This window comes from Nocardioides pacificus (genome assembly GCF_054775955.1).
This window is the reverse complement of sequence record NZ_BAAHCI010000011.1, coordinates 263,251-280,973: the sequence shown is the minus strand read 5'-3', so window position 1 is coordinate 280,973 and position 17,723 is coordinate 263,251. Positions and strand designations below refer to the sequence as shown.

The following is a 17,723-nucleotide window of genomic DNA, read 5'->3' as shown; positions in this document are numbered from 1 at the left end:
GGGGTTGCTCAGACCTCGAGCAGCTCGGCTTCCTTGTGCTTGAGCATCTCGTCGATCTGGTCGGTGTGCTGCTTGGTCAGGGTGTCGAGCTTCTTCTCGGCACCGGTCACGTCGTCCTTGCCGACGTCGCCGTCCTTCTCGAGCTTGTCGAGGTTCTGCTTGGCGGTACGACGGATGTTGCGCACCGAGACCCGGCCGTCCTCGGCCTTGCCCTTGGCGACCTTGATGTACTCCTTGCGGCGCTCCTGGCTCAGGTCCGGGAAGACGCAGCGCAGGGTCTTGCCGTCGTTCGAGGGGTTGACGCCGAGGTCGGAGTCGCGCACGGCCCGCTCGATGGCCCCCATCGCGCCCATGTCGAAGGGCGCGATCAGGATGATGCGCGCCTCGGGCGCGGTGAACGACGCCAGCTGCTGGATCGGCGTCGGGGAGCCGTAGTAGTCGACGAGGATCTTGTTGAACATGCTCGGGTGCGCCCGGCCGGCCCGGATCGCGGCGAACTCCTCGCGCGTCGCCTCGACGGACTTGGTCATCTTGTCGTCGGCCTCGTTGAGGATGTCCTTGATCACGGGTTCTCCTTGTGTCGGTGGGTGGTGCGGTGGTGGCGCGTCGACTCAGCCGCGCGAGAGCGTCGTCCCGATCTTCTCACCCGTGACGACGCGACCGATGGTGCCCGTCTCGGAGAGGTTGAAGACGATCATGTCGAGGTCGTTGTCGCGGGCCAGGCTGACCGAGGTGGCGTCGGCGACCAGCAGACCGCGGGTGAGGAACTCGTCATAGGTGAGGGTGTCGAACTTGACCGCCTCGGGGAACTTGTTCGGGTCGGAGTCGTAGACCCCGTCCACGCCCTGCTTGCCCATCAGGATCACCTCGCAGCCGATCTCCAGCGCGCGCTGGGCGGCCACGGTGTCGGTGGAGAAGAACGGCATGCCGGCGCCGGCACCGAAGATCACGACCCGGCCCTTCTCGAGGTGCCGGATCGCCTTGCGGGGGATGTAGGGCTCTGCGACCTGTCCCATCGCGATGGCGGTCTGCACCCGGGTCTCGACGCCGTGCTTCTCGATGAAGTCCTGCAGCGCGAGGCAGTTCATCACCGTGCCGAGCATGCCCATGTAGTCCGCCCGTGAGCGCTCCATGCCGCGCTGCTGGAGCTCGGCCCCGCGGAAGAAGTTACCGCCACCGACGACGATCGCGACCTCGGTCCCACCGCGGGCGACGTCGGCCACCTCGCGGGCGATGCTGTTGATGACGTCGAGGTCCAGACCGACCTTGCCGCCGCCGAACACCTCGCCTGACAGCTTGAGCAGGACTCGCTTGTATCCGGTCACGGGGATTCCCTTCGTACGGCGGGTGGCGGGCGGCGGTGGCCGCTCAGCGCCCTGGGTCGGCTGCACAGCGGTCGTGTGCACAGCGGTCGTGTGTACAGCGAAGGAGGCCGGTCCGACGATGACCCCGATGTTCTCGGATCATGTGGGACCGGCCTCCTCGAGCTCGGGCCGCCGGCGGGCGGCCGGAGCAACCTTACTGGGTCAGGCGCCGACCTCGAAGCGCGCGAAGCGCTTCACGGTCGTGCCGGCCTCGTCGAGCACCTTCTGGACCGACTTCTTGTTCTCCGTGACCGACGGCTGCTCCAGCAGCACGACGTCCTTGAAGAACCCGTTCAGACGACCCTCGGTGATCTTGGCGATGGCCTGCTCAGGCTTGCCCTCCTCACGGGAGGTCGCCTCGGCGATCTCGCGCTCCTTGGCGACGATGTCCGCGGGGACCTCGTCACGGGTGAGGTACTGCGGGCGCATCGCGGCGATCTGCATCGCGGTGCCGCGAGCGGCCTCCTCGTTGCCGTCGTACTCCACGAGCACACCCACGGCCGGCGGGAGGTCGGCCGCACGCTTGTGCATGTAGACCACGACCGGGCCGTCGAAGTAGGCCACGCGACCGAGCTCGATCTTCTCGCCGATGGAGACGGCGAGGTCGTGCACGGTCTCGCCAACGGTCTTGTCGCCCAGCTGGACGGCGCTGAGGGCCTCGGCGTCGCCGGCCTTGGCCTCGGCGGACGCGTCGGCGATCCGCTGAGCCGTGGCGACGAACTCGTCACCCTTGGCGACGAAGTCGGTCTCGCACTTGATCTCGACCAGGGCACCGCCCGAGGTGGCGACCAGACCGGCCGACGCCTCGCGCTCAGCGGCGCGCTCGGCCATCTTCTTGCCGCCCTTGATCCGCAGGATCTCGACAGCCTTGTCGAAGTCCCCCTCGGCCTCGGTGAGCGCCTTCTTGCAGTCCATCATGCCGGCGCCGGTCAGCTCGCGGAGCTTCTTGACGTCAGCGGCGGAGATGTTCGCCATGTTCCTTCTTCCTCGAAGTAGTCGAAAGCGATGCGGTGGAGGCGCTCAGGCCGGAGCGTCGGTGGACGCCTCGGCGGGCGCCTCGGTGGCCTCGGTGGCCTCGGCCGGAGCCTCGGTCGACTCAGCAGCGGCCTCGGCGGGCGCCTCGGTGACGGCCTCGGCAGCAGCGTCGGACGCGGCGGCCTCGGTGGACGCACCGGTCGCCTCGGAGGCCGGGGCCTCCGCAGCGGCGTCGCCACCGGTCGCCTCGACGGCGGCCTTCTCGGCGTCACCGGTCAGCAGCTCGCGCTCCCACTCGGCCAGGGGCTCGGCAGCGGCGGCGCTGTCGGTGGCCTCGGCCTTGCCACCGGAGCGGGCGATGAGGCCCTCGGCGACGGCGTCGGCGACCACGCGGGTCAGCAGGCCGACCGCGCGGATGGCGTCGTCGTTGCCCGGGATCGGGAAGTCGACGAGGTCGGGGTCGCAGTTGGAGTCCAGGATCGCGATGATCGGGATCCGCAGCTTGCGGGCCTCCTCGACCGCGAGGTGCTCCTTGTTCGTGTCGACGATCCACACGGCGTTGGGCGTGCGGCCCATCTCGCGGATGCCGCCGAGGGTCTTGTCGAGCTTGTCGCGCTCCCGCTTCATCTGAAGCAGTTCCTTCTTGGTGCGACCCGAGCCCGCGACGTTGTCGAAGTCGAGCTCGTCGAGCTCCTTCAGACGGTTAATCCGCTGGTGCACGGTCTGGAAGTTGGTGAGCATGCCGCCCAGCCAGCGCTGGTTGACGTAGGGCATCCCGACGCGCGTCGCCTGCTCGGCGATGGCCTCCTGGGCCTGCTTCTTGGTGCCGACGAACATGATCGTGCCGCCCTTGGCCACCGTCTCCTTGACGAAGGCGAAGGAGCGGTCGATGTAGGCCAGCGACTGCTGCAGGTCGATGATGTAGATGCCGTTGCGCTCGGTCATGATGAAGCGCTTCATCTTCGGGTTCCAGCGACGGGTCTGGTGTCCGAAGTGGACGCCGCTCTCGAGGAGCTGGCGCATGGTCACGACTGCCATGAGGGGTTCTCTCCTGTTGTGTGGAGGCACCGTCCGTGGCGCCCGTCCTTCGAGCAGGACGGACCGGTGGTGCTCTCCGGTTGTTTTCAGTTGCCGCAGCCGACGGGTGCCGGCTGCCCTGACGCTCGAGCGCCGATCCCACCCGGACCAGAGCTGGTGCTCAGGGCCGGGACCGAGGATCGCCGCCTGCGGATGACCGGGCCGGCGAGGAGCATGCCGGACCCGCCGCGGAGGACGAGCGTGCGAAGTCAGTCCACTGGACTGCTGGTGGCAGCGTAGTCCACCTGTCGAGGTAGCCGCTAATCACGCTCCTCCGGTCTGGGCGCTCCTCGGCGCCGTGTCCTCCCCCGGACCACCAGTCGTCCACAGACGGCCGTCGCAGGCCGCTTCTCCACCGGCCCGGTCGTGCCGGCTGCGAGACCGGTCCGAGTCGCGCACGCTGACGGCATGCGCGTCGCCTCATCCCTCGTCCTGTGCCTCGCCCTGCTCTGGGCCACCGCATCCCCTCTGCATGCCGACGAGCAACCGCGCGGCACGTGGCCACTGGACCCGGAACCGGAGGTCGTGGAGCGATTCGACCCGCCCGACACCCCCTACGGCGCGGGCCACCGGGGCGTCGACCTCCTGGGCTCCGTCGCGCAACCGGTGCGGGCTGCCCTGGCCGGGCACGTGTCGTACGCCGGACGGCTGGCGGGGCGCGGGGTCGTCACGGTCACTCACGGCGAGACCCGCACGACCTACCAACCGGTGACCGCGACCGTGGCCGTGGGTGACCCGGTGGCTGCGGGTGAGCGCATCGGCGCCCTGGAGCTCGCCGGCTCCCACTGCTTCCCTCGGGTCTGCCTGCACTGGGGCTGGATCCGAGGCGACACCTATCTCGATCCACTGCTCCTGGTGGGGGGTGGCCCGGTCCGGCTGCTGCCTCAGTGGGGCGACCTGCCGGTGACGGGCTCCGGCCCCACGCACGGCGGATCGCGAGAGAGCCCCGCCCTGCCCCTCCGGCGCCTGGAGCTGCCCTACGCCGACTGGCTGGCTCAGGCCCTGGGATGAGCCTGCTGGTAGGCGCGCCGCAGCCGGTCCGTCGTCACGTGGGTGTAGATCTGCGTGGTGGCGAGGGAGGCATGGCCGAGCAGCTCCTGGACCGACCGCAGGTCGGCGCCCCCCTCGAGCAGGTGCGTCGCGGCGCTGTGCCGGAGCCCGTGCGGGCCGATGTCAGGCGCGCCCGCCACCCCGGCGATCCGCCGATGCACCAGGGTGCGGACCGCCCGTTGGTCGATGCGCCGGCCCCGCACGCCCAGGAAGAGCGCGGCGCCGGCCCCCTCGGCCCACAGCTGCGCCCGACCGAGGTCGAGCCACCGGTCCACCGCGGCGGCGGCGGGCTGGCCGAACGGGACGCTGCGCTCCTTGCGTCCCTTGCCGAGCACACGCACGACGTTGCGCTCACGGTCGACGTCACCGAGGTCGAGCGCCACCAGCTCGCCGACCCGGATCCCGGTGGCATAGAGCAGCTCCAGCATCGCGACGTCACGCAGCCCCACCGGGCTGCCGTCGTCGGCCAGCTCCGTGGCGGCCTCGATCAGGTCGCGCGCCTCATCGACTCGCAGCACGGGTGGCAGCGAACGATGTGCCTTGGGCGATCGCAGGGACGACCCGGCGTCGCTCTCCGACCGGCCGGTGCGGGCGGCCCACCCGGTGAACACCCGGGCCGCCGTGGCGCGACGCGAGAGCGTCGTACGCGACATGCCGGTCGTCTGCTGCAGGGCCAACCAGCTGCGCAGGGTCCTCAGGTCGAGCTGGGAGACGTCGTCGAGCCCCATCCGGGCGGCGTGACGCAGCAGACCGGCCACGTCTGCGACGTAGGCCCGCACGGTGTGGGGGGTCAGGTCGCGCTCGGAGACCAGATGGCGCTCGTAGTCGCCCAGCACCCGGGCCATCGCCTCGGGCAGGTCCTCGTCCTCGGCCACCTGCCCAGCATAGGACCGCGGCGCTGCCCTGGGTCACCGCGCCGCATCCGTCAGCCGCCAGCCGACGCCGGACTGCTCGACGAGTCCGAGACGCGCGAGGGCCCCGAGCGCGGAGCGGACCTCCACCAGCCCGATGCCCGCGGTTCGCGCAACCGAGTCCACGGGGGCTCCCCTCACGACCGGCACCGCATCCAGGACCTGCTGGTGGCGCAGGGTCAGCCGGTCGCGGACTCGGGTCGGTCCACGTGGCACCTCGACCAGGTGCTCCCCCGCTCCGCCGACCTGCTCGAGCACCTCCTCCCCGCTGGTGACCAGGCTCGCGGCACCGCTGCGGATCAACTGATGGACCCCCTGTGAGGGCGCGCTGGTGACCGGCCCCGGAACCCCCATCAGGGGCCGGAGGAGACGCTCCGCCCAGTTGGCGGTGTTGAGCGCCCCGCTGCGCACGGCGGCCTCCACCACCACGGTGCCACCGCTCAGGGCCGCGATGATCCGGTTGCGGGCGAGGAAGCGGATGCGTGTCGGTGCGCAGCCCGGCGCCGCCTCCGAGATGATCGCCCCCTGTTCGCCCAGGTGAGCCAGCAGCCGGCGATGCGCGGCCGGATAGACGCGGTCGGCGCCGCACGCCAGGACGGCGACCGTGGGCCCGCCCCCGGCCAGGGCGCCTCGGTGCGCCGCCTGGTCGATGCCGAAGGCGGCTCCCGACACCACACAGAAGCCGGCGCGGGCGATCACCGAGGCCATCTCCGCCGCTGTGTCCGCCCCATAGGTGGTGGCCGATCGGGATCCGACGATGGACACGGAGCGTGCGAGCTGCTCGAGCCGCACGGGTCCTCGGATCCACAGCCCCAGCGGCGACCCGCCGCGGTTCTGCAACGGCTCCGCCACCCCGAGGTCGTCGAGGCTGGCGGGCCACTCGTCATCCCCGGGGATGACGAACCGGATGCCCAGCCGCGCCGCCTGCTCGAGCTCGCGCTCCGGGTCGACCTCCGCCATCCGTGCGGCCGTGTCGGTGAGCATGCCCGCGATGTCGCGCTCGCCGGCGAGGTGCTCGTGGACCCGGACGGCGCCCACCTCAGCCACGAGCGCGACCAGACGGGGGTCGCCCGGCTCGGTGATCCGGTTGAGGGCGACCCTGGCCAGCCGCTCCGCATCGCCTGGTGATGTCGGTCGGCTGCTCATCGGGCGGCTCGCTCGAGGCTGGCGAGGGGCAGGGCGTCTCCGGTGCGCAGGCACAGAGCCGTCATCAGCTCGGTGAGCCCGGGCCGCTCCACCCCGAGCAGGTCGCCGACCGTCCATGCCAGCCGGTGCACACGGGTGGCCCCTCGCCGGCTCAGCCGGCCGGCGTACATCTCGTCGTCCAGACGCTCCTGGGCCTGCTCCGTGAGCGGCCACTGCTCACGCAGCAGGGGCCCGGGCGCCTGGCCGTTCAGCCGCCAGGTCTGGCCGAGGTAGCGCTGCCGCTGGCGCTCGCGGGCCCGCTCGACGCGCTCCAGCACGCAGGCCGAGGACTCCCGCTCCGCGAAGGGGTCGCGCGCCTCGTGGGGCCGAACCGGCAGCACGTGGCGGACGATGTCGATGCGATCCGCGATGGGCCCGGTGAACTTGCGGCGGTAGTCGCGTCTGCGCACCTCTGTGCAGGTGCAACGGTTCTCGGCCGCGCTCGGATGGAAGTCGCCGCAGGGGCACGGATTGCACGCAAGCACGACCATCCCCCGAGCGGGGAACGTCGCCGACTCCTCACCGCGCGAGATCGTCACCTCTCCGCTCTCGAGGGGCTGACGAAGCGCCTCGATGACGTCGGCGTTGAAAAGCGGGAACTCGTCGAGGAACAGGACCCCGCAGTGCGCCCGGCTGACCTCCCCGGGTCGGACCCGACCGGACCCGCCGCCCAGCAGTCCGGCCTTGCTCGCACTGTGGTGCGGCGCGAAGAACGGCGGCCGGACGATCATGTCGTCGCCGGGCTCGAGCGCACCGGCCAGCGAGTGGATGGCGGTGATCTCGAGGGACTCCTCCGGGGTCAGGTCCGGGAGGATGCCCGGGATCCGCTCGGCCAGGGTCGTCTTGCCGGCTCCCTTCGGTCCGGACAAGAGCAGGTGGTGGCCCCCGGCAGCTGCCACCTCGACGGCGTAGCGCGCGTCCTGCATGCCGACGAGGTCGGCGAGGTCGAGCTCGCCCATCCGGTCCTGGCCGCGCCAGGCGAGCAGACGATTGCCCGACATGGGCGCCACCGGTGCCGCGTCGGGGACCTCCTTGCCGCAGAGCTCGGCGACCACCTGGGCGAGCGAGCGCACACCGAAGACCGACATCCCCGGCACCATCACGGCCTCTCGCGCCTGGGGCTCGGGCACGAAGACCCGGGAGATGCCCCGCGCGGAGGCGGCCAGCACCATGGGCAGCACCCCCGGCACGGAGCGCAGCCCCCCGTCGAGGGTGAGCTCGCCGATGAAGACGCTCTGCGCGAGCGCCTCGCGCGGCAGCTCCCCCGCAGCCGCGAGGACAGAGACGGCGATGGCCAGGTCGAAGTGGGTTCCGCGCTTCGGCAGGTCCGCCGGGGAGAGGAGGATCGTGACCCGGCGCGTCACGGGCCACGGGAAGTGGCTGTTGGCGACCGCCATCCGACAGCGGTCGCGGGCCTCGTTGAGAGCCGAGTCGACCCGTCCTACGAGCGTCGTGCCGACCATGCCCGGTGAGACGTCGGCCTGGACGTCGATGAGGTGGCCCAGCGCCCCTTGGAGCGAGACGGTGTGGGCGGTGGCGAAGGGCATGTCAGCCGATCCCCCGCACGTGCTCGATCACCGACGGTCCGCGCCGTGGCCGCACCACCCCGACCATGTCGAAGCGGACCTCCGAGGCGCGCACCCGGTGCTCCTGGAGCCAGCGGGCCCCGAGCTTGCGCAGGCGACGCAGCTTGACCTCGTTGACGGCCTCCAAGGGGCCACCGAAGTCGACCGAGGAGCGCGTCTTGACCTCGCAGATGACCAGCACGTCGCCGTCGCGCAGGACCAGGTCGATCTCCCCCATCTCGCACGACCAGTTGCGGTCGAGCAGGACCATGCCCTGCTCGCGCAGGTGGCGCTCCGCCAGTCGTTCGCCGTAGCTGCCCAGCGCGAGCCTGCGCGCCGCCGATGCCGATGTCGTCATGTTGGCCTCCTGCGCCCAGCCTCGCCGCAGCGGGCGACGGAGCTGCCTGCGTGGAGCGCGCCTGTGGACAAGCGCCCTCGCCCGACGCCCTGTGGACGCTGAGTGGCTCAGCCGCGCAGGGCGGGGACGCCGCAGCTGGGCGTGGGACGGGCGAACACGTCCGCTCCACTGATCTGCACGCCCAACGAGGAGAGAAGAGGGTCGAGAAGGGCGGAGTCGAGAGTCTGGATCACCGGGTTGACCACCTGCTCGAGCAGCAACGGCTCGACCAGCTCCTGCACCAGCGCGCCGAGGGGTAGCCCCAGGGTCCTCAGGCCGCTGACGTCCGCTCGAAGGACAGGGAGTCCACTCGAGCCGGCCCCGACTCGCGCCGCAGTGTCGTAGTCCCCATCGACGATGTCGATCACCGCCTGACCCGAGGAGCTGGTCTGCCCGGAGACGGTGATCGGCCCGGAGATCGCGGGAACCAGCCCGAACACCGCGTCGATCTTGACCTCGAGGGTGAGGTCGACGTCGAGCAGCCCGTCCGCCACGTCGACGGTGATGCCTGGGCCGGGATCGCACCTCACGTCGCGCAGCGTCCCCTGGGCCGGGGCCACGTCCACGACCCCGTCCAGCCGGACCTCCGTGCTGAGGACTCCCAGGTTCAGCGACAGCAAGGACGAGGTCAGCTCGAGACCGACCTGCGACGTCGATGCGGTGGCCACGTCCTTGCGCCCGCAGCCCACCTGGGGGGCCTGGGTGACGTGCGCCGACACGGCCACGCCGGCCAAGGGGCCCAGGTCGACGGAGAGCTCCGGGACGGAGATCGCGTTGGCCTTGTTGGCCGCGAACGCGGCCGCGGTGACGAGGTCGAGCACGTTGAGGGTGGCCGCCAGCCCCGCTGCCCCGTCCGTGCCGACGCTGAGCAGGTCGCGGACCGGGACACTCAGGCTCACGTCTCCGACGGCGACCGCCAGCGACTCGAGCAGCTCCACCCCGGCCACCGAGTCCGACTCACTGTCCAGCACGTCCGCGAGCGCGAGATAGAACCGCGCCAACGGCACCGAGGTCCCCAGGTGCACCAGTTCCAGGACCGTGCCCGCCCCGAGGTCGGCCTCGAGCAGTCCGGCGAGCGACACGTCGAGCGCCGCGAGAGCCCGGTAGTCCAGGACGTCGAGCTCGAGGCCGCTGTCGATGCCACCGAGGAGGGGGCCCAGCAGCGGGGACTGGCCGGCGCGCAGCTGCGCGGCGTACGAGCCGAGAGCGAAGCAGGCGCCGGCGTCCGCCGAGGCGACGGCGCTGCGCGAGGCCCCACCCTCGCCGGGGACGAAGGAGAACCCGACCGCACCGTCGGCACGGACCCGCACCGCGGTGGGGATGCCGGCTCCGGTGACCACGCTGAACTCCCCGTCGGCGCCCACGACGCCCAGGTCGACCGTGACGTCCGGGTCACGGTCGAGGGTGTCGCCGTTGCGGGCCTCGCTGGCCTCCTTCGCGACATCGAAGAAGCCGCCGGGGTAGTCCTGCGCGCTGCGCCCGTCGAGCTCGCGCGCGAGGTCGAGTGCGACGACGTCGGCGAGCGCCTGCATGTCGCGCCGCAGGACCCGCTGCTGGCCGAGGTCCACGGCGAGCGCGGCGACCAGGATCAGCAGGGTCATCGAGACGGCGACGAAGGGCACGATGGCGCCCCGTTCGTCGCGGGAGCGCCTCAACTCACCCTCGCGACGGCCTCGTAGCGGAGGCTCTCCGGCAGCGGCACCCCCGGCAGCTTCGGCAGGAGCGGGTCGTCGGCGTAGGTGTAGTCGAGCACGACGTGCGCGCAGTCCTGGCTGGCGTCGTTGGCGCAGGGACCGAGCGTGACCGTGCAGACGCCCGCCCCGTCTGCCCCGTGCCGCAGGGAGCCGGCAGTGCACGTCACCCCATAGCTCGAGAGCGCCTCCTGCAGCGCCGCCTCGGCCTTGCCCTGACGTTGTGCCGCCAGGGGCGCCACCGCAGCCGCCCGCGCCGCCTCGGCCGCCCCTTGGCTAAGCGCCTGACGGAAGCTCAGCATGTAGCCGTAGCCGATGATCCCGAAGAGCAGCACCAGCAGCAGCGGGACCACGAGGGCGAACTCCACTGCCGCGGCGCCCTGCTCGCCACGACACCGACGCGCGCGCCCCAGGGGCACCCCACGCAGCCCTGCCCTGCTCTCAGCCACCAGCCCCACCCATGCGCTCTTCGGCAACGTCCTGTGCCGCCGGTCACACAGGGTAGGGGCCCCGCCCGATCCCTCGGCAAAGAAACCGCCCGCCGGACGGGACCGGACTAGACCTTCGGCGGGTCGATCTCCGACGGGGCGAGCTCCTCGACGTTCACGTCCTTGAAGGTCAGCACCTTGACGTTCTTGGCGAACCGGGCCGGGCGGTACATGTCCCACACCCACGCGTCACTCATCGAGACCTCGAAGAACACGTCGCCGACCTCCGTGCGCGCCTTCACGTCCACCTGGTTGCACAGGTAGAAGCGTCGGTCGGTCTCGACGACGTACTTGAAGATGCCCACGACGTCGCGGTACTCGCGATAGAGGTTGAGCTCCATCTCGGTCTCGTACTTCTCGAGATCCTCGGCACTCATCGCGACTCCTGGACTGACGATCGGGGGGCGGGCTGTCGTGGGGCGGGCTGCCGGGCGGCGGGCTGACTTCCGAGCATCCCACAGTCATCCTCGGGCTCCAGGCCGGCCGCCCGGCGCACGTTGACGAACCGCATCCGGTGGACCTGCGAGGGGCCGTGCTGGATCAGCGCAGTCGTGTGCACGTCGGTGATGTAGCCCTTGTGGGTCTTGAAGTCGTACGCCGGGTACTCGCGGTCGAACTCGCACATGATCCGGTCGCGGGTCACCTTGGCGAGGACCGAGGCAGCGGCGATGCAGGCAGCGACCCGGTCGCCCTTCCACACCGCCAGCCCGGGGGCGCCGAGACCGTCGACAGGGAACCCGTCGGTCAACACGTAGGCGGGACGCACGTCGAGCAGGGCCACGGCGCGACGTAGCGCCTCGATGTTGGCCACGTGCATCCCGAGCCGGTCGCACTCGTCGGGGCCGATGACCACGACCGACCAGGCGACGGCTCGGCGCACGATCTCGGTGTAGCAGCGCTCCCGCGCCCTCTCGGTGAGCAGCTTCGAGTCGGCCAGCCCGGGGATGGCCCCGCCCCTGCCGGGAGCCAGGATCGCGGCCCCCGCGACGAGTGGCCCCGCACAGGCGCCGCGCCCGGCCTCGTCGACGCCGGCGATCGGCTCGATGCCGACGCGGCGCAGGGCCCGCTCGTAGCCGTAGAGACCGGCGTCACGGCGCACGGTCAGGCCGCGGGGAAGCTCAGTCACCTCGCGCACACCAGCTCGTCATCCGGCGTCGGGCACGTCCGCGAAGGCGTCGGGCCGGTCCAGCCAGTCCCACCGCTCGCGGGGCCAGACCAGGGAGAACACCTTGCCGACCACGAGATCCTCGGGGATGAACTCGTCGCCCGGCACACAGTCGGTCTCCTCGGTCTCGCGCCCGCACATGTGGAACGACGAGTCCGCGGAGTGATTGCGGTTGTCCCCCATCACGAAGATGTGGTTCTCCGGCACCGGGCCGGCCTTCCACTCGCACGACGACTTCATCGGCCCCGCGCACTCGTCCGTCGACCCCGGCTTGGTGAAGCCCGACTCGTCGATCGCAACGCCGTTGATCATCAGCCGACCCTGCTTGTCGCAGCACTCGATCACGTCGCCCTCCACCCCGATCACGCGCTTCACCAGGTGTCCCCCGGAGGGGTAGAGCCCGACCGCGGCCATCAGCTTGGCCGCCGGGTTGGTCGGGCCAGCCGACTCGACCTCGTTGAGCCAGCCGCCCGGGTCCTCGAACACCACGACGTCACCACGCTGCGGCGTGCCGCCGGCCCAGTAGGAGGGCTTCTGCACCAGGATCCGGTCGTTCTCCACCAGGCCGGGCTCCATCGACTGCGAGGGGATGTAGAACGCCTGCAGGAAGAGCGCCTTGATCGCGACGGCCAGCACGAGGGCGATGGCCAGGAGCAGGATCGTCTCCTGCCACAGCGGGAGCGACTTGCGGGCCTTGGTGCGGGAACGCGAAGACCGCGACCCCTGCTCCTCGTCGGTCTCGACGTCGGGAGTGGGATCGCGGTCTTCGGAAGTCACGCGCAGAGCGTAGCCACAGGTCTGATGAGCAGAGTGCTCAGGCCTCGCGGCGCTCCTTGATCTTCGCCTTCTTGCCGCGCAGGTTGCGCAGGTAGTAGAGCTTGGCGCGACGCACGTCGCCGCGGGTCACGACCTCGATCTGCTCGAAGATCGGGGAGTTCAGCGGGAAGGTGCGCTCCACGCCGACGCCGAACGTGACCTTGCGGACCGTGAACGTGCGGCCGACGCCCGAGCCCTGGACGCGGATGACGACGCCCTGGAAGATCTGGACGCGGGCGCGGTTGCCCTCGACGACCTTGACGTGCACCTTGATGGTGTCACCGGCGCGGAAGTCCGGGACGTCATCGCGCTTCTGCGCGTTGCCGAGCTCGGAAATGATGTTGGTCATGTCTCTCCTCACGGATGCCACAGGTCAGCCGCGTTCGATGTCGTTCGTGATGGCCCGGTGCGGGTGGCCGGCGGCGCCGACTCCCCCTGTGGCAGGAGAACTGACGCGGACCCTCCGTGTGTGACGCGGGAGCAGTCCTTCGGCCGACTGGGCCGAGGAGCAAGTCTGCCACAGCCCTAGGACGACGGGCCAATCCCGACCGACGGCCGTCACGGGCGAGGGCCGTCAGCCGTCGCGCCGTCGCTTCACGAGCCTCAGCACGCCGGCCACCGGGTGCGGGGCCGGCCGATAGCCCACCGAGCGCGCGGCCCGGATGGTGTCCTCGCTCCCGCTGAGCGCGAACAGGGCGTACGACGTGGCCTCCGCCGGGGCCGTGGCCTCCGCATGCTGGAGCAGCACCTTCCCGATCCCCTGCCGCTGCAGGTCGGGGGCCACCAGCAGCCGGCCGATGACCCAGTCGGCCCCGTCGCTCTGTGCCCGGACCGACGCGATCATCCGGCCCCCGGCGCGAATGACCCAGGTCTGCCACTCCTCGAGCCCCTGGCGGATGTCGTCGAGGCTCTCGTGCAGGGCCGCGACGGGCGCGCCAGGATCCTCGATCACGGCCTGGACCAGGCACGCCCGCTGCAGCACCATCAGCTCGCCGGCGTCGCCGGGCTCGGCCCGACGCAGGAGCGCGGTCAGGTCACCGACCGTGAGAGCCGTCGCCGGGTGGGCCAGATCCGGTCGTCGTTGCGTGGTGCGGTGCAGCGCCTGCTCGTGGCGCCAGCGGGAGATCGCACCGTGGTTGCCACTCATCAGCACCGGCGGGACGTCGAGTCCGCGCCAGGAGGCCGGCTTGGTGTAGACGGGGTACTCCAGCAGACCGTCCTCGTGCGACTCCTCCACCAGCGAGTCAGGATTGCCCATGAAGCCCGGGATCAGACGCACCACAGCCTCAGTGATGGCCAGCGCCGCCACCTCGCCCCCGTTGAGGACGTAGTCGCCGATCGAGATCTCACGGACCTCCGTGCGCTGCCCCGCGTGGTCGATGACCCGCTGATCGATGCCCTCGTAGCGCCCGCAGGCGAAGATCAGGTGCTGGTGCTGGGTCAGCTCCCGTGCCACCGCCTGGGTGAAGGGCTGCCCGGACGGCGTCGGCACCACCAGCGTGGCCTGGTCGAGCCCGAGCGCGTCCAGCGCCTCTCCCCAGGGCTCGGGCTTCATCACCATCCCGGCGCCACCGCCGTAGGGCGTGTCGTCCACGGTGCGGTGCCGGTCGTGAGCCCAGTCCCGCAGGTCATGGACCTCGATGTCGAGCAGGCCGCTCGCCCGGGCTCGACCGGCCAGGGAGAGCTCGAGCGGCGCGAGGTATCCCGGGAAGATCGAGACGATGTCGATGCGCACTCAGCGCCCGTCCTCGTCGTCCGGGAAAGGGCTCACCAGCCCGGGTCGATCCGCGACCACCAGGCGCCCGGCGGTCAGGTCGACCTCGGGAACCAGCTGGGAGACGAACGGGACCAGCGTGTCTCGACCGTCGGACGTGCGGATCGTGAGCAGGTCCTGGGCCGCGCCGTGCGCCACCGCCGTCACCTCACCGAGGTGCGCGCCGTCCACGTCGTACGCCGCGAGTCCGACGAGCTGGTGGTCGTAGTACTCCTCGGGGTCCTCCGGGGACGCGTCGAGGGCGAGCTCCGCGTGCAGGACGATGCCCCGGGCTGCCTCGGCGGCGTCGCGGCCGGCGATCTCCTCGAACGTCACCAGCAGCACCTGCTGATGCCATCGCGACCGGGCCACGGTCAGCGAGCGCAGGGTGCTCGCCGAGCCTGCGGGCGGCTGGGCCCGCAGCGTCACACCGGCCGCGAAGCGCCGCTCGGGCTCGTCGGTGCGGACGTCGACGGTGACCTCGCCGCGCAGGCCGTGCGGCTTGCCGATGCGACCGACCACGACCTCGATCGTGTCGTCACCCAACGGGGAGCGCTCCACGCAGGTTCCCTCTCTCGAAGTCCCCGGTCCGTGGTGACGGACCGGGGGCGGATGTGACGTGCGGGGCGCCTCCCCCATGAGACGCCGAATGGGTGCCACCCCGGAGGGGACGGCACCCATTCTCTAGCAAGTGAAGCTCAGCGACGCCTGTCGACGTCCACGAAGTCGATCCGGGCACCGCCCCGACCGGCCAACGCGGAGATCACCGTGCGGAACGCGGTGGCCGTGCGGCCGTTGCGGCCGATGACCTTGCCGAGATCGTCCGGGTGGACCCGCACCTCGAGGATCGAGCCGCGGCGCAGCTGCTTGTCCTGGACCGAGACGTCGTCGGGATTGTCGACGACTCCCCGGACGAGGTGCTCGAGTGCCTCCGCGAGCATCATGCTCAGGCCTCGGTGCTCTCAGTCTCGGCAGCAGCCTCGGCGGGCTTCTCCTCGGCCTTGGCGGGCTTCTCCTCGATCGCGGGCTTGTCGGCCTCGGCCGACTTGTCCTCGGCCTTGTCAGCCTTCTTTGCCGACTTCTTCGTGACAGCCTCGCTCTTGGCGGAGCTGTGCGCCTCGGCGAGCGCCTCGTTGAAGATGTCGATCTTCGGGCGCTTCGGCTCGGCGACCTTCAGCGTGCCCTCGGTGCCCGGAAGGCCCTTGAAGGTCTGCCAGTCACCGGTGATCTTGAGGATGGCGGCGACGGCCTCGCTGGGCTGCGCGCCGACACCGAGCCAGTACTGCGCCCGCTCGGAGACGACCTCGATGTACGAGGGGTCCTCCTTGGGGTGGTACTTGCCGATCTCCTCGATCACCTTGCCGTCGCGCTTCTTGCGCGAGTCGACGACGACGATGCGGTACTGCGGCACCCGGATCTTGCCCAGGCGCTTCAAACGAATCTTGACGGCCACGTTTGTGGTGTCTCCTCGGAAATTGTGGTGGGTGAGGACTCCCGAACCGGGTGGGGACCAAGCGGTCGTCCTCGATGGGCGCTGCATGGTCGGTTGAGAGGGACCGTCCGTGCAGGACTCAGCCGGTCATTGTGCCAGATGTCGCCGAGGCATCGGAAATCCCGGCCCGGGCTCAGCGGCACGACATCATGGTCGCATGACCACCCCGCCCTCGTCCTCCCCGCCCGGCGGGCCTCCCTCTCCGCCGCCGCCTCCGCCCTGGGCGCCCTTCCCGGCCCCGCCGCGGCGACCTCGACCGAGTCCGTGGTGGTTCGCCGTGGGGGCCGCACTGCTGGTGCTCGCCGCCGTGGCCGGCGTGGGACTCTTCGTCTGGACCCTGGTCGGCTTCACCGAGACCGACACCGCCGTGCCCGCCGACGGCGAGACGCACACGGTGACGGTTCCCTCCGAGGGGGACCGGATGCTCTGGTACGACGAGTCGCGGGTGCGTCCGGAGTGCATCGTGGAGGACGCCGCCACCGGCGAGAGCCTCACGCTGCGCTCCCCCGGCGGCTCCTTCACCCGAGGTGACGGCTCTGCCAGCTGGCGCGCCTTCCACCGCTTCGACCCTGGCTCGGGCGAGCTGGTCGTGACCTGCACGTCGTCCGCATCCGACGCCGAGGTCGAGATCGGACCGGCCCCGCGCGTCGCCACCCTGGTCGGCGGCATCCTCGCCACGCTGCTCGTGCCCGTCCTGCTCGGCGGGATCGGGCTGATCGTGCTCGTGATCACCGCGGTCCGCTTCGCGACGGGTGATCCGCGCACGCCCCCCGTCCGGTCGGGCCCGAGCTGATCGGTCGATACGCCTCACGTGCAGGGCGAACCTGCCGAAGAGTGCCGTATGGCCACTGCCGCTGCACCGTCCACCGCGCCCGTGGCCCTGGTGATCGAGGACGACGCGGACACCGCCGATCTCCTCCACCTGGTCCTGTCGCAGGCCGGCTTCTCCGTCGTCACTGCCACCAATGGCGCCGACGGGCTGACACTCGCCCTCATGCACCGCCCGGCGCTCGCCACGATCGACGTGTCGATGCCCGGCATGGACGGGCTGGAGACGACCCGGCGGATCCGCGACTTCAGCGGCACCTACATCGTCATCATCAGCAGCCGCTCCGCGGAGCAGGACATCCTGGCCGGATTCGAGGCCGGTGCCGACGACTACGTCCCGAAGCCGATCCGGCCACGTGAGCTGCAGGCCCGCCTCGCCGCGGTCGCTCGACGACCCACCACGTCGTTCGTCCAGCAGCCGGACCACGCAGCCTGGGCCGCGGCGGAGGAGGATCTCGAGCGCTCGGCCTACCACCAGCAGGTCGTGGCCGGCGCCAAGCCCGACCACCCCCTGGTCTCAGCCCCGGAGCCGGAGGCCTGCGACCCCGAGGCGGACCCGGACGACGAGGACGGTGGCGAGGACGGTCGCGACGGCATGCTCGACCTCGGCATGCGCTTCATCGGCAACTGGGTGGAGTTCAACGGGCTCCGGATCAACCCCGGCCGCAGCCTCGTCGTCGTCGACGACCGCCTGGTCGACCTCAACCCGCGGCAGTTCGACCTGCTCCAGCTGATGCTCTACTCGGGCACACGCTCCCGCACCGCCCGCTTCCTGGCCCTGCAGCTGCGGGGCGAGACGGAGGCCACGACGACCACGCAGGCCTTCCACGACCGCGACTGGATCGACTCGATGATGGAGAACCTGCTCCACCGGGTCGGCGAGAACCCGGACCGCCCACGCTGGGTCGAGATCCTGCCGAAGTCGAGGTACCGCCTGATTCAGCCGGCCTAGCGCGCCCCTCCCGG

The 17,723-nt window shown here is 71.0% G+C and carries 21 protein-coding genes; 3 read left to right on the top strand and 18 right to left on the bottom strand.

Translation table 11 applies throughout. The features are described from left to right. Nucleotides 1-8: 8 nt before the first annotated feature. From frr to rpsB, 4 genes are all read right to left on the bottom strand, one after another. A complete protein-coding gene (gene frr, locus ACYU7L_RS14945) occupies nucleotides 9-563 on the bottom strand; it encodes a ribosome recycling factor (protein ID WP_460798819.1) in 555 nt (184 codons plus the stop codon). 48 nt (nucleotides 564-611) lie between these two features. Further along, nucleotides 612-1,325, bottom strand: a complete 714-nt coding sequence (pyrH, locus tag ACYU7L_RS14940) for a UMP kinase (protein ID WP_460798063.1) — start codon at nucleotides 1,323-1,325, stop codon at nucleotides 612-614. 201 nt (nucleotides 1,326-1,526) lie between these two features. Next, on the bottom strand, nucleotides 1,527-2,339 hold the full coding sequence (gene tsf / locus ACYU7L_RS14935) for a translation elongation factor Ts (protein WP_460798060.1): 813 nt from the start codon (nucleotides 2,337-2,339) through the stop codon (nucleotides 1,527-1,529). 45 nt (nucleotides 2,340-2,384) lie between these two features. After that, nucleotides 2,385-3,377, bottom strand: a complete 993-nt coding sequence (gene rpsB / locus ACYU7L_RS14930) for a 30S ribosomal protein S2 (RefSeq protein WP_460798056.1) — start codon at nucleotides 3,375-3,377, stop codon at nucleotides 2,385-2,387. Nucleotides 3,378-3,824: 447 nt separating this feature from the next. On the opposite strand from rpsB, the gene ACYU7L_RS14925 reads away from it, so the two are divergent. Continuing rightward, nucleotides 3,825-4,427 (top strand): M23 family metallopeptidase, encoded by a 603-nt coding sequence (locus tag ACYU7L_RS14925; RefSeq protein ID WP_460798054.1) that lies wholly within the window; start codon nucleotides 3,825-3,827, stop codon nucleotides 4,425-4,427. On the opposite strand, the gene ACYU7L_RS14920 is transcribed toward ACYU7L_RS14925, so the two are convergent. The 14 genes from ACYU7L_RS14920 to rpsP form a co-directional block, all read right to left on the bottom strand. Then, complete coding sequence (locus ACYU7L_RS14920) at nucleotides 4,412-5,311, bottom strand: tyrosine recombinase XerC (protein ID WP_460798817.1); 900 nt, start codon at nucleotides 5,309-5,311, stop codon at nucleotides 4,412-4,414. The genes ACYU7L_RS14925 and ACYU7L_RS14920 overlap by 16 nt on opposite strands. Nucleotides 5,312-5,374: 63 nt before the next feature. Beyond that, nucleotides 5,375-6,523: a DNA-processing protein DprA gene (gene dprA, locus ACYU7L_RS14915; protein ID WP_460798051.1), complete on the bottom strand. Its 1,149-nt coding sequence runs from the start codon at nucleotides 6,521-6,523 to the stop codon at nucleotides 5,375-5,377. After that, a complete protein-coding gene (locus ACYU7L_RS14910) occupies nucleotides 6,520-8,109 on the bottom strand; it encodes a YifB family Mg chelatase-like AAA ATPase (protein WP_460798049.1) in 1,590 nt (529 codons plus the stop codon). The genes dprA and ACYU7L_RS14910 overlap by 4 nt, the downstream gene beginning before the upstream one ends. Before the next feature lies 1 nt (nucleotide 8,110). After that, a complete protein-coding gene (locus tag ACYU7L_RS14905) occupies nucleotides 8,111-8,485 on the bottom strand; it encodes a YraN family protein (protein WP_460798045.1) in 375 nt (124 codons plus the stop codon). A gap of 107 nt (nucleotides 8,486-8,592) precedes the next feature. Then, nucleotides 8,593-10,146, bottom strand: a complete 1,554-nt coding sequence (locus tag ACYU7L_RS14900) for a pilus assembly protein TadG-related protein (protein WP_460798043.1) — start codon at nucleotides 10,144-10,146, stop codon at nucleotides 8,593-8,595. A gap of 29 nt (nucleotides 10,147-10,175) precedes the next feature. Then, nucleotides 10,176-10,664: a TadE/TadG family type IV pilus assembly protein gene (locus ACYU7L_RS14895; RefSeq protein WP_460798041.1), complete on the bottom strand. Its 489-nt coding sequence runs from the start codon at nucleotides 10,662-10,664 to the stop codon at nucleotides 10,176-10,178. Between the two features lie 107 nt (nucleotides 10,665-10,771). Continuing rightward, a complete protein-coding gene (locus ACYU7L_RS14890) occupies nucleotides 10,772-11,080 on the bottom strand; it encodes a DUF2469 domain-containing protein (protein WP_460798039.1) in 309 nt (102 codons plus the stop codon). Next, nucleotides 11,077-11,829 (bottom strand): ribonuclease HII, encoded by a 753-nt coding sequence (locus ACYU7L_RS14885; RefSeq protein WP_460798037.1) that lies wholly within the window; start codon nucleotides 11,827-11,829, stop codon nucleotides 11,077-11,079. The genes ACYU7L_RS14890 and ACYU7L_RS14885 overlap by 4 nt, the downstream gene beginning before the upstream one ends. Nucleotides 11,830-11,847: 18 nt before the next feature. Beyond that, a complete protein-coding gene (lepB, locus tag ACYU7L_RS14880) occupies nucleotides 11,848-12,645 on the bottom strand; it encodes a signal peptidase I (protein ID WP_460798034.1) in 798 nt (265 codons plus the stop codon). Nucleotides 12,646-12,682: 37 nt separating this feature from the next. Continuing rightward, nucleotides 12,683-13,033 carry a 50S ribosomal protein L19 gene (rplS, locus tag ACYU7L_RS14875; protein WP_460798031.1) on the bottom strand — a complete coding sequence of 117 codons (351 nt, stop codon included), beginning with the start codon at nucleotides 13,031-13,033 and terminating at the stop codon, nucleotides 12,683-12,685. A gap of 225 nt (nucleotides 13,034-13,258) precedes the next feature. Further along, entirely contained in the window at nucleotides 13,259-14,419 is a 1,161-nt protein-coding gene (trmD, locus tag ACYU7L_RS14870) for a tRNA (guanosine(37)-N1)-methyltransferase TrmD (RefSeq protein ID WP_460798029.1), read from the bottom strand. Further along, nucleotides 14,420-14,998, bottom strand: coding sequence for a ribosome maturation factor RimM (gene rimM, locus ACYU7L_RS14865; protein WP_460798026.1), 579 nt, complete (start codon nucleotides 14,996-14,998; stop codon nucleotides 14,420-14,422). It abuts the gene before it with no gap. A 137-nt stretch (nucleotides 14,999-15,135) separates the two neighbouring features. Beyond that, nucleotides 15,136-15,378, bottom strand: coding sequence for an RNA-binding protein (locus tag ACYU7L_RS14860; protein WP_460798814.1), 243 nt, complete (start codon nucleotides 15,376-15,378; stop codon nucleotides 15,136-15,138). Nucleotides 15,379-15,383: 5 nt separating this feature from the next. After that, entirely contained in the window at nucleotides 15,384-15,890 is a 507-nt protein-coding gene (gene rpsP / locus ACYU7L_RS14855) for a 30S ribosomal protein S16 (RefSeq protein ID WP_460798024.1), read from the bottom strand. A 316-nt stretch (nucleotides 15,891-16,206) separates the two neighbouring features. On the opposite strand from rpsP, the gene ACYU7L_RS14850 reads away from it, so the two are divergent. Together ACYU7L_RS14850 and ACYU7L_RS14845 are read left to right on the top strand one after the other, a co-directional pair. Continuing rightward, nucleotides 16,207-16,722, top strand: coding sequence for a hypothetical protein (locus tag ACYU7L_RS14850; protein WP_460798021.1), 516 nt, complete (start codon nucleotides 16,207-16,209; stop codon nucleotides 16,720-16,722). Between the two features lie 48 nt (nucleotides 16,723-16,770). Next, a complete protein-coding gene (locus ACYU7L_RS14845; protein ID WP_460798019.1) occupies nucleotides 16,771-17,709 on the top strand; it encodes a response regulator in 939 nt (312 codons plus the stop codon). Nucleotides 17,710-17,723: the final 14 nt, after the last annotated feature.

Coding starts and splice junctions, on each gene's coding strand:
- tsf (WP_460798060.1), bottom strand. CDS start 2,339: ATGGCGAACATCTCCGCCGCTGACGTCAAGAAGCTCCGCGAGCTGACC.
- rpsB (WP_460798056.1), bottom strand. CDS start 3,377: ATGGCAGTCGTGACCATGCGCCAGCTCCTCGAGAGCGGCGTCCACTTC.
- ACYU7L_RS14925 (WP_460798054.1), top strand. CDS start 3,825: ATGCGCGTCGCCTCATCCCTCGTCCTGTGCCTCGCCCTGCTCTGGGCC.
- ACYU7L_RS14920 (WP_460798817.1), bottom strand. CDS start 5,311: ATGGCCCGGGTGCTGGGCGACTACGAGCGCCATCTGGTCTCCGAGCGC.
- dprA (WP_460798051.1), bottom strand. CDS start 6,523: ATGAGCAGCCGACCGACATCACCAGGCGATGCGGAGCGGCTGGCCAGG.
- ACYU7L_RS14910 (WP_460798049.1), bottom strand. CDS start 8,109: ATGCCCTTCGCCACCGCCCACACCGTCTCGCTCCAAGGGGCGCTGGGC.
- ACYU7L_RS14905 (WP_460798045.1), bottom strand. CDS start 8,485: ATGACGACATCGGCATCGGCGGCGCGCAGGCTCGCGCTGGGCAGCTAC.
- ACYU7L_RS14890 (WP_460798039.1), bottom strand. CDS start 11,080: ATGAGTGCCGAGGATCTCGAGAAGTACGAGACCGAGATGGAGCTCAAC.
- rplS (WP_460798031.1), bottom strand. CDS start 13,033: ATGACCAACATCATTTCCGAGCTCGGCAACGCGCAGAAGCGCGATGAC.
- ACYU7L_RS14860 (WP_460798814.1), bottom strand. CDS start 15,378: ATGCTCGCGGAGGCACTCGAGCACCTCGTCCGGGGAGTCGTCGACAAT.
- ACYU7L_RS14845 (WP_460798019.1), top strand. CDS start 16,771: ATGGCCACTGCCGCTGCACCGTCCACCGCGCCCGTGGCCCTGGTGATC.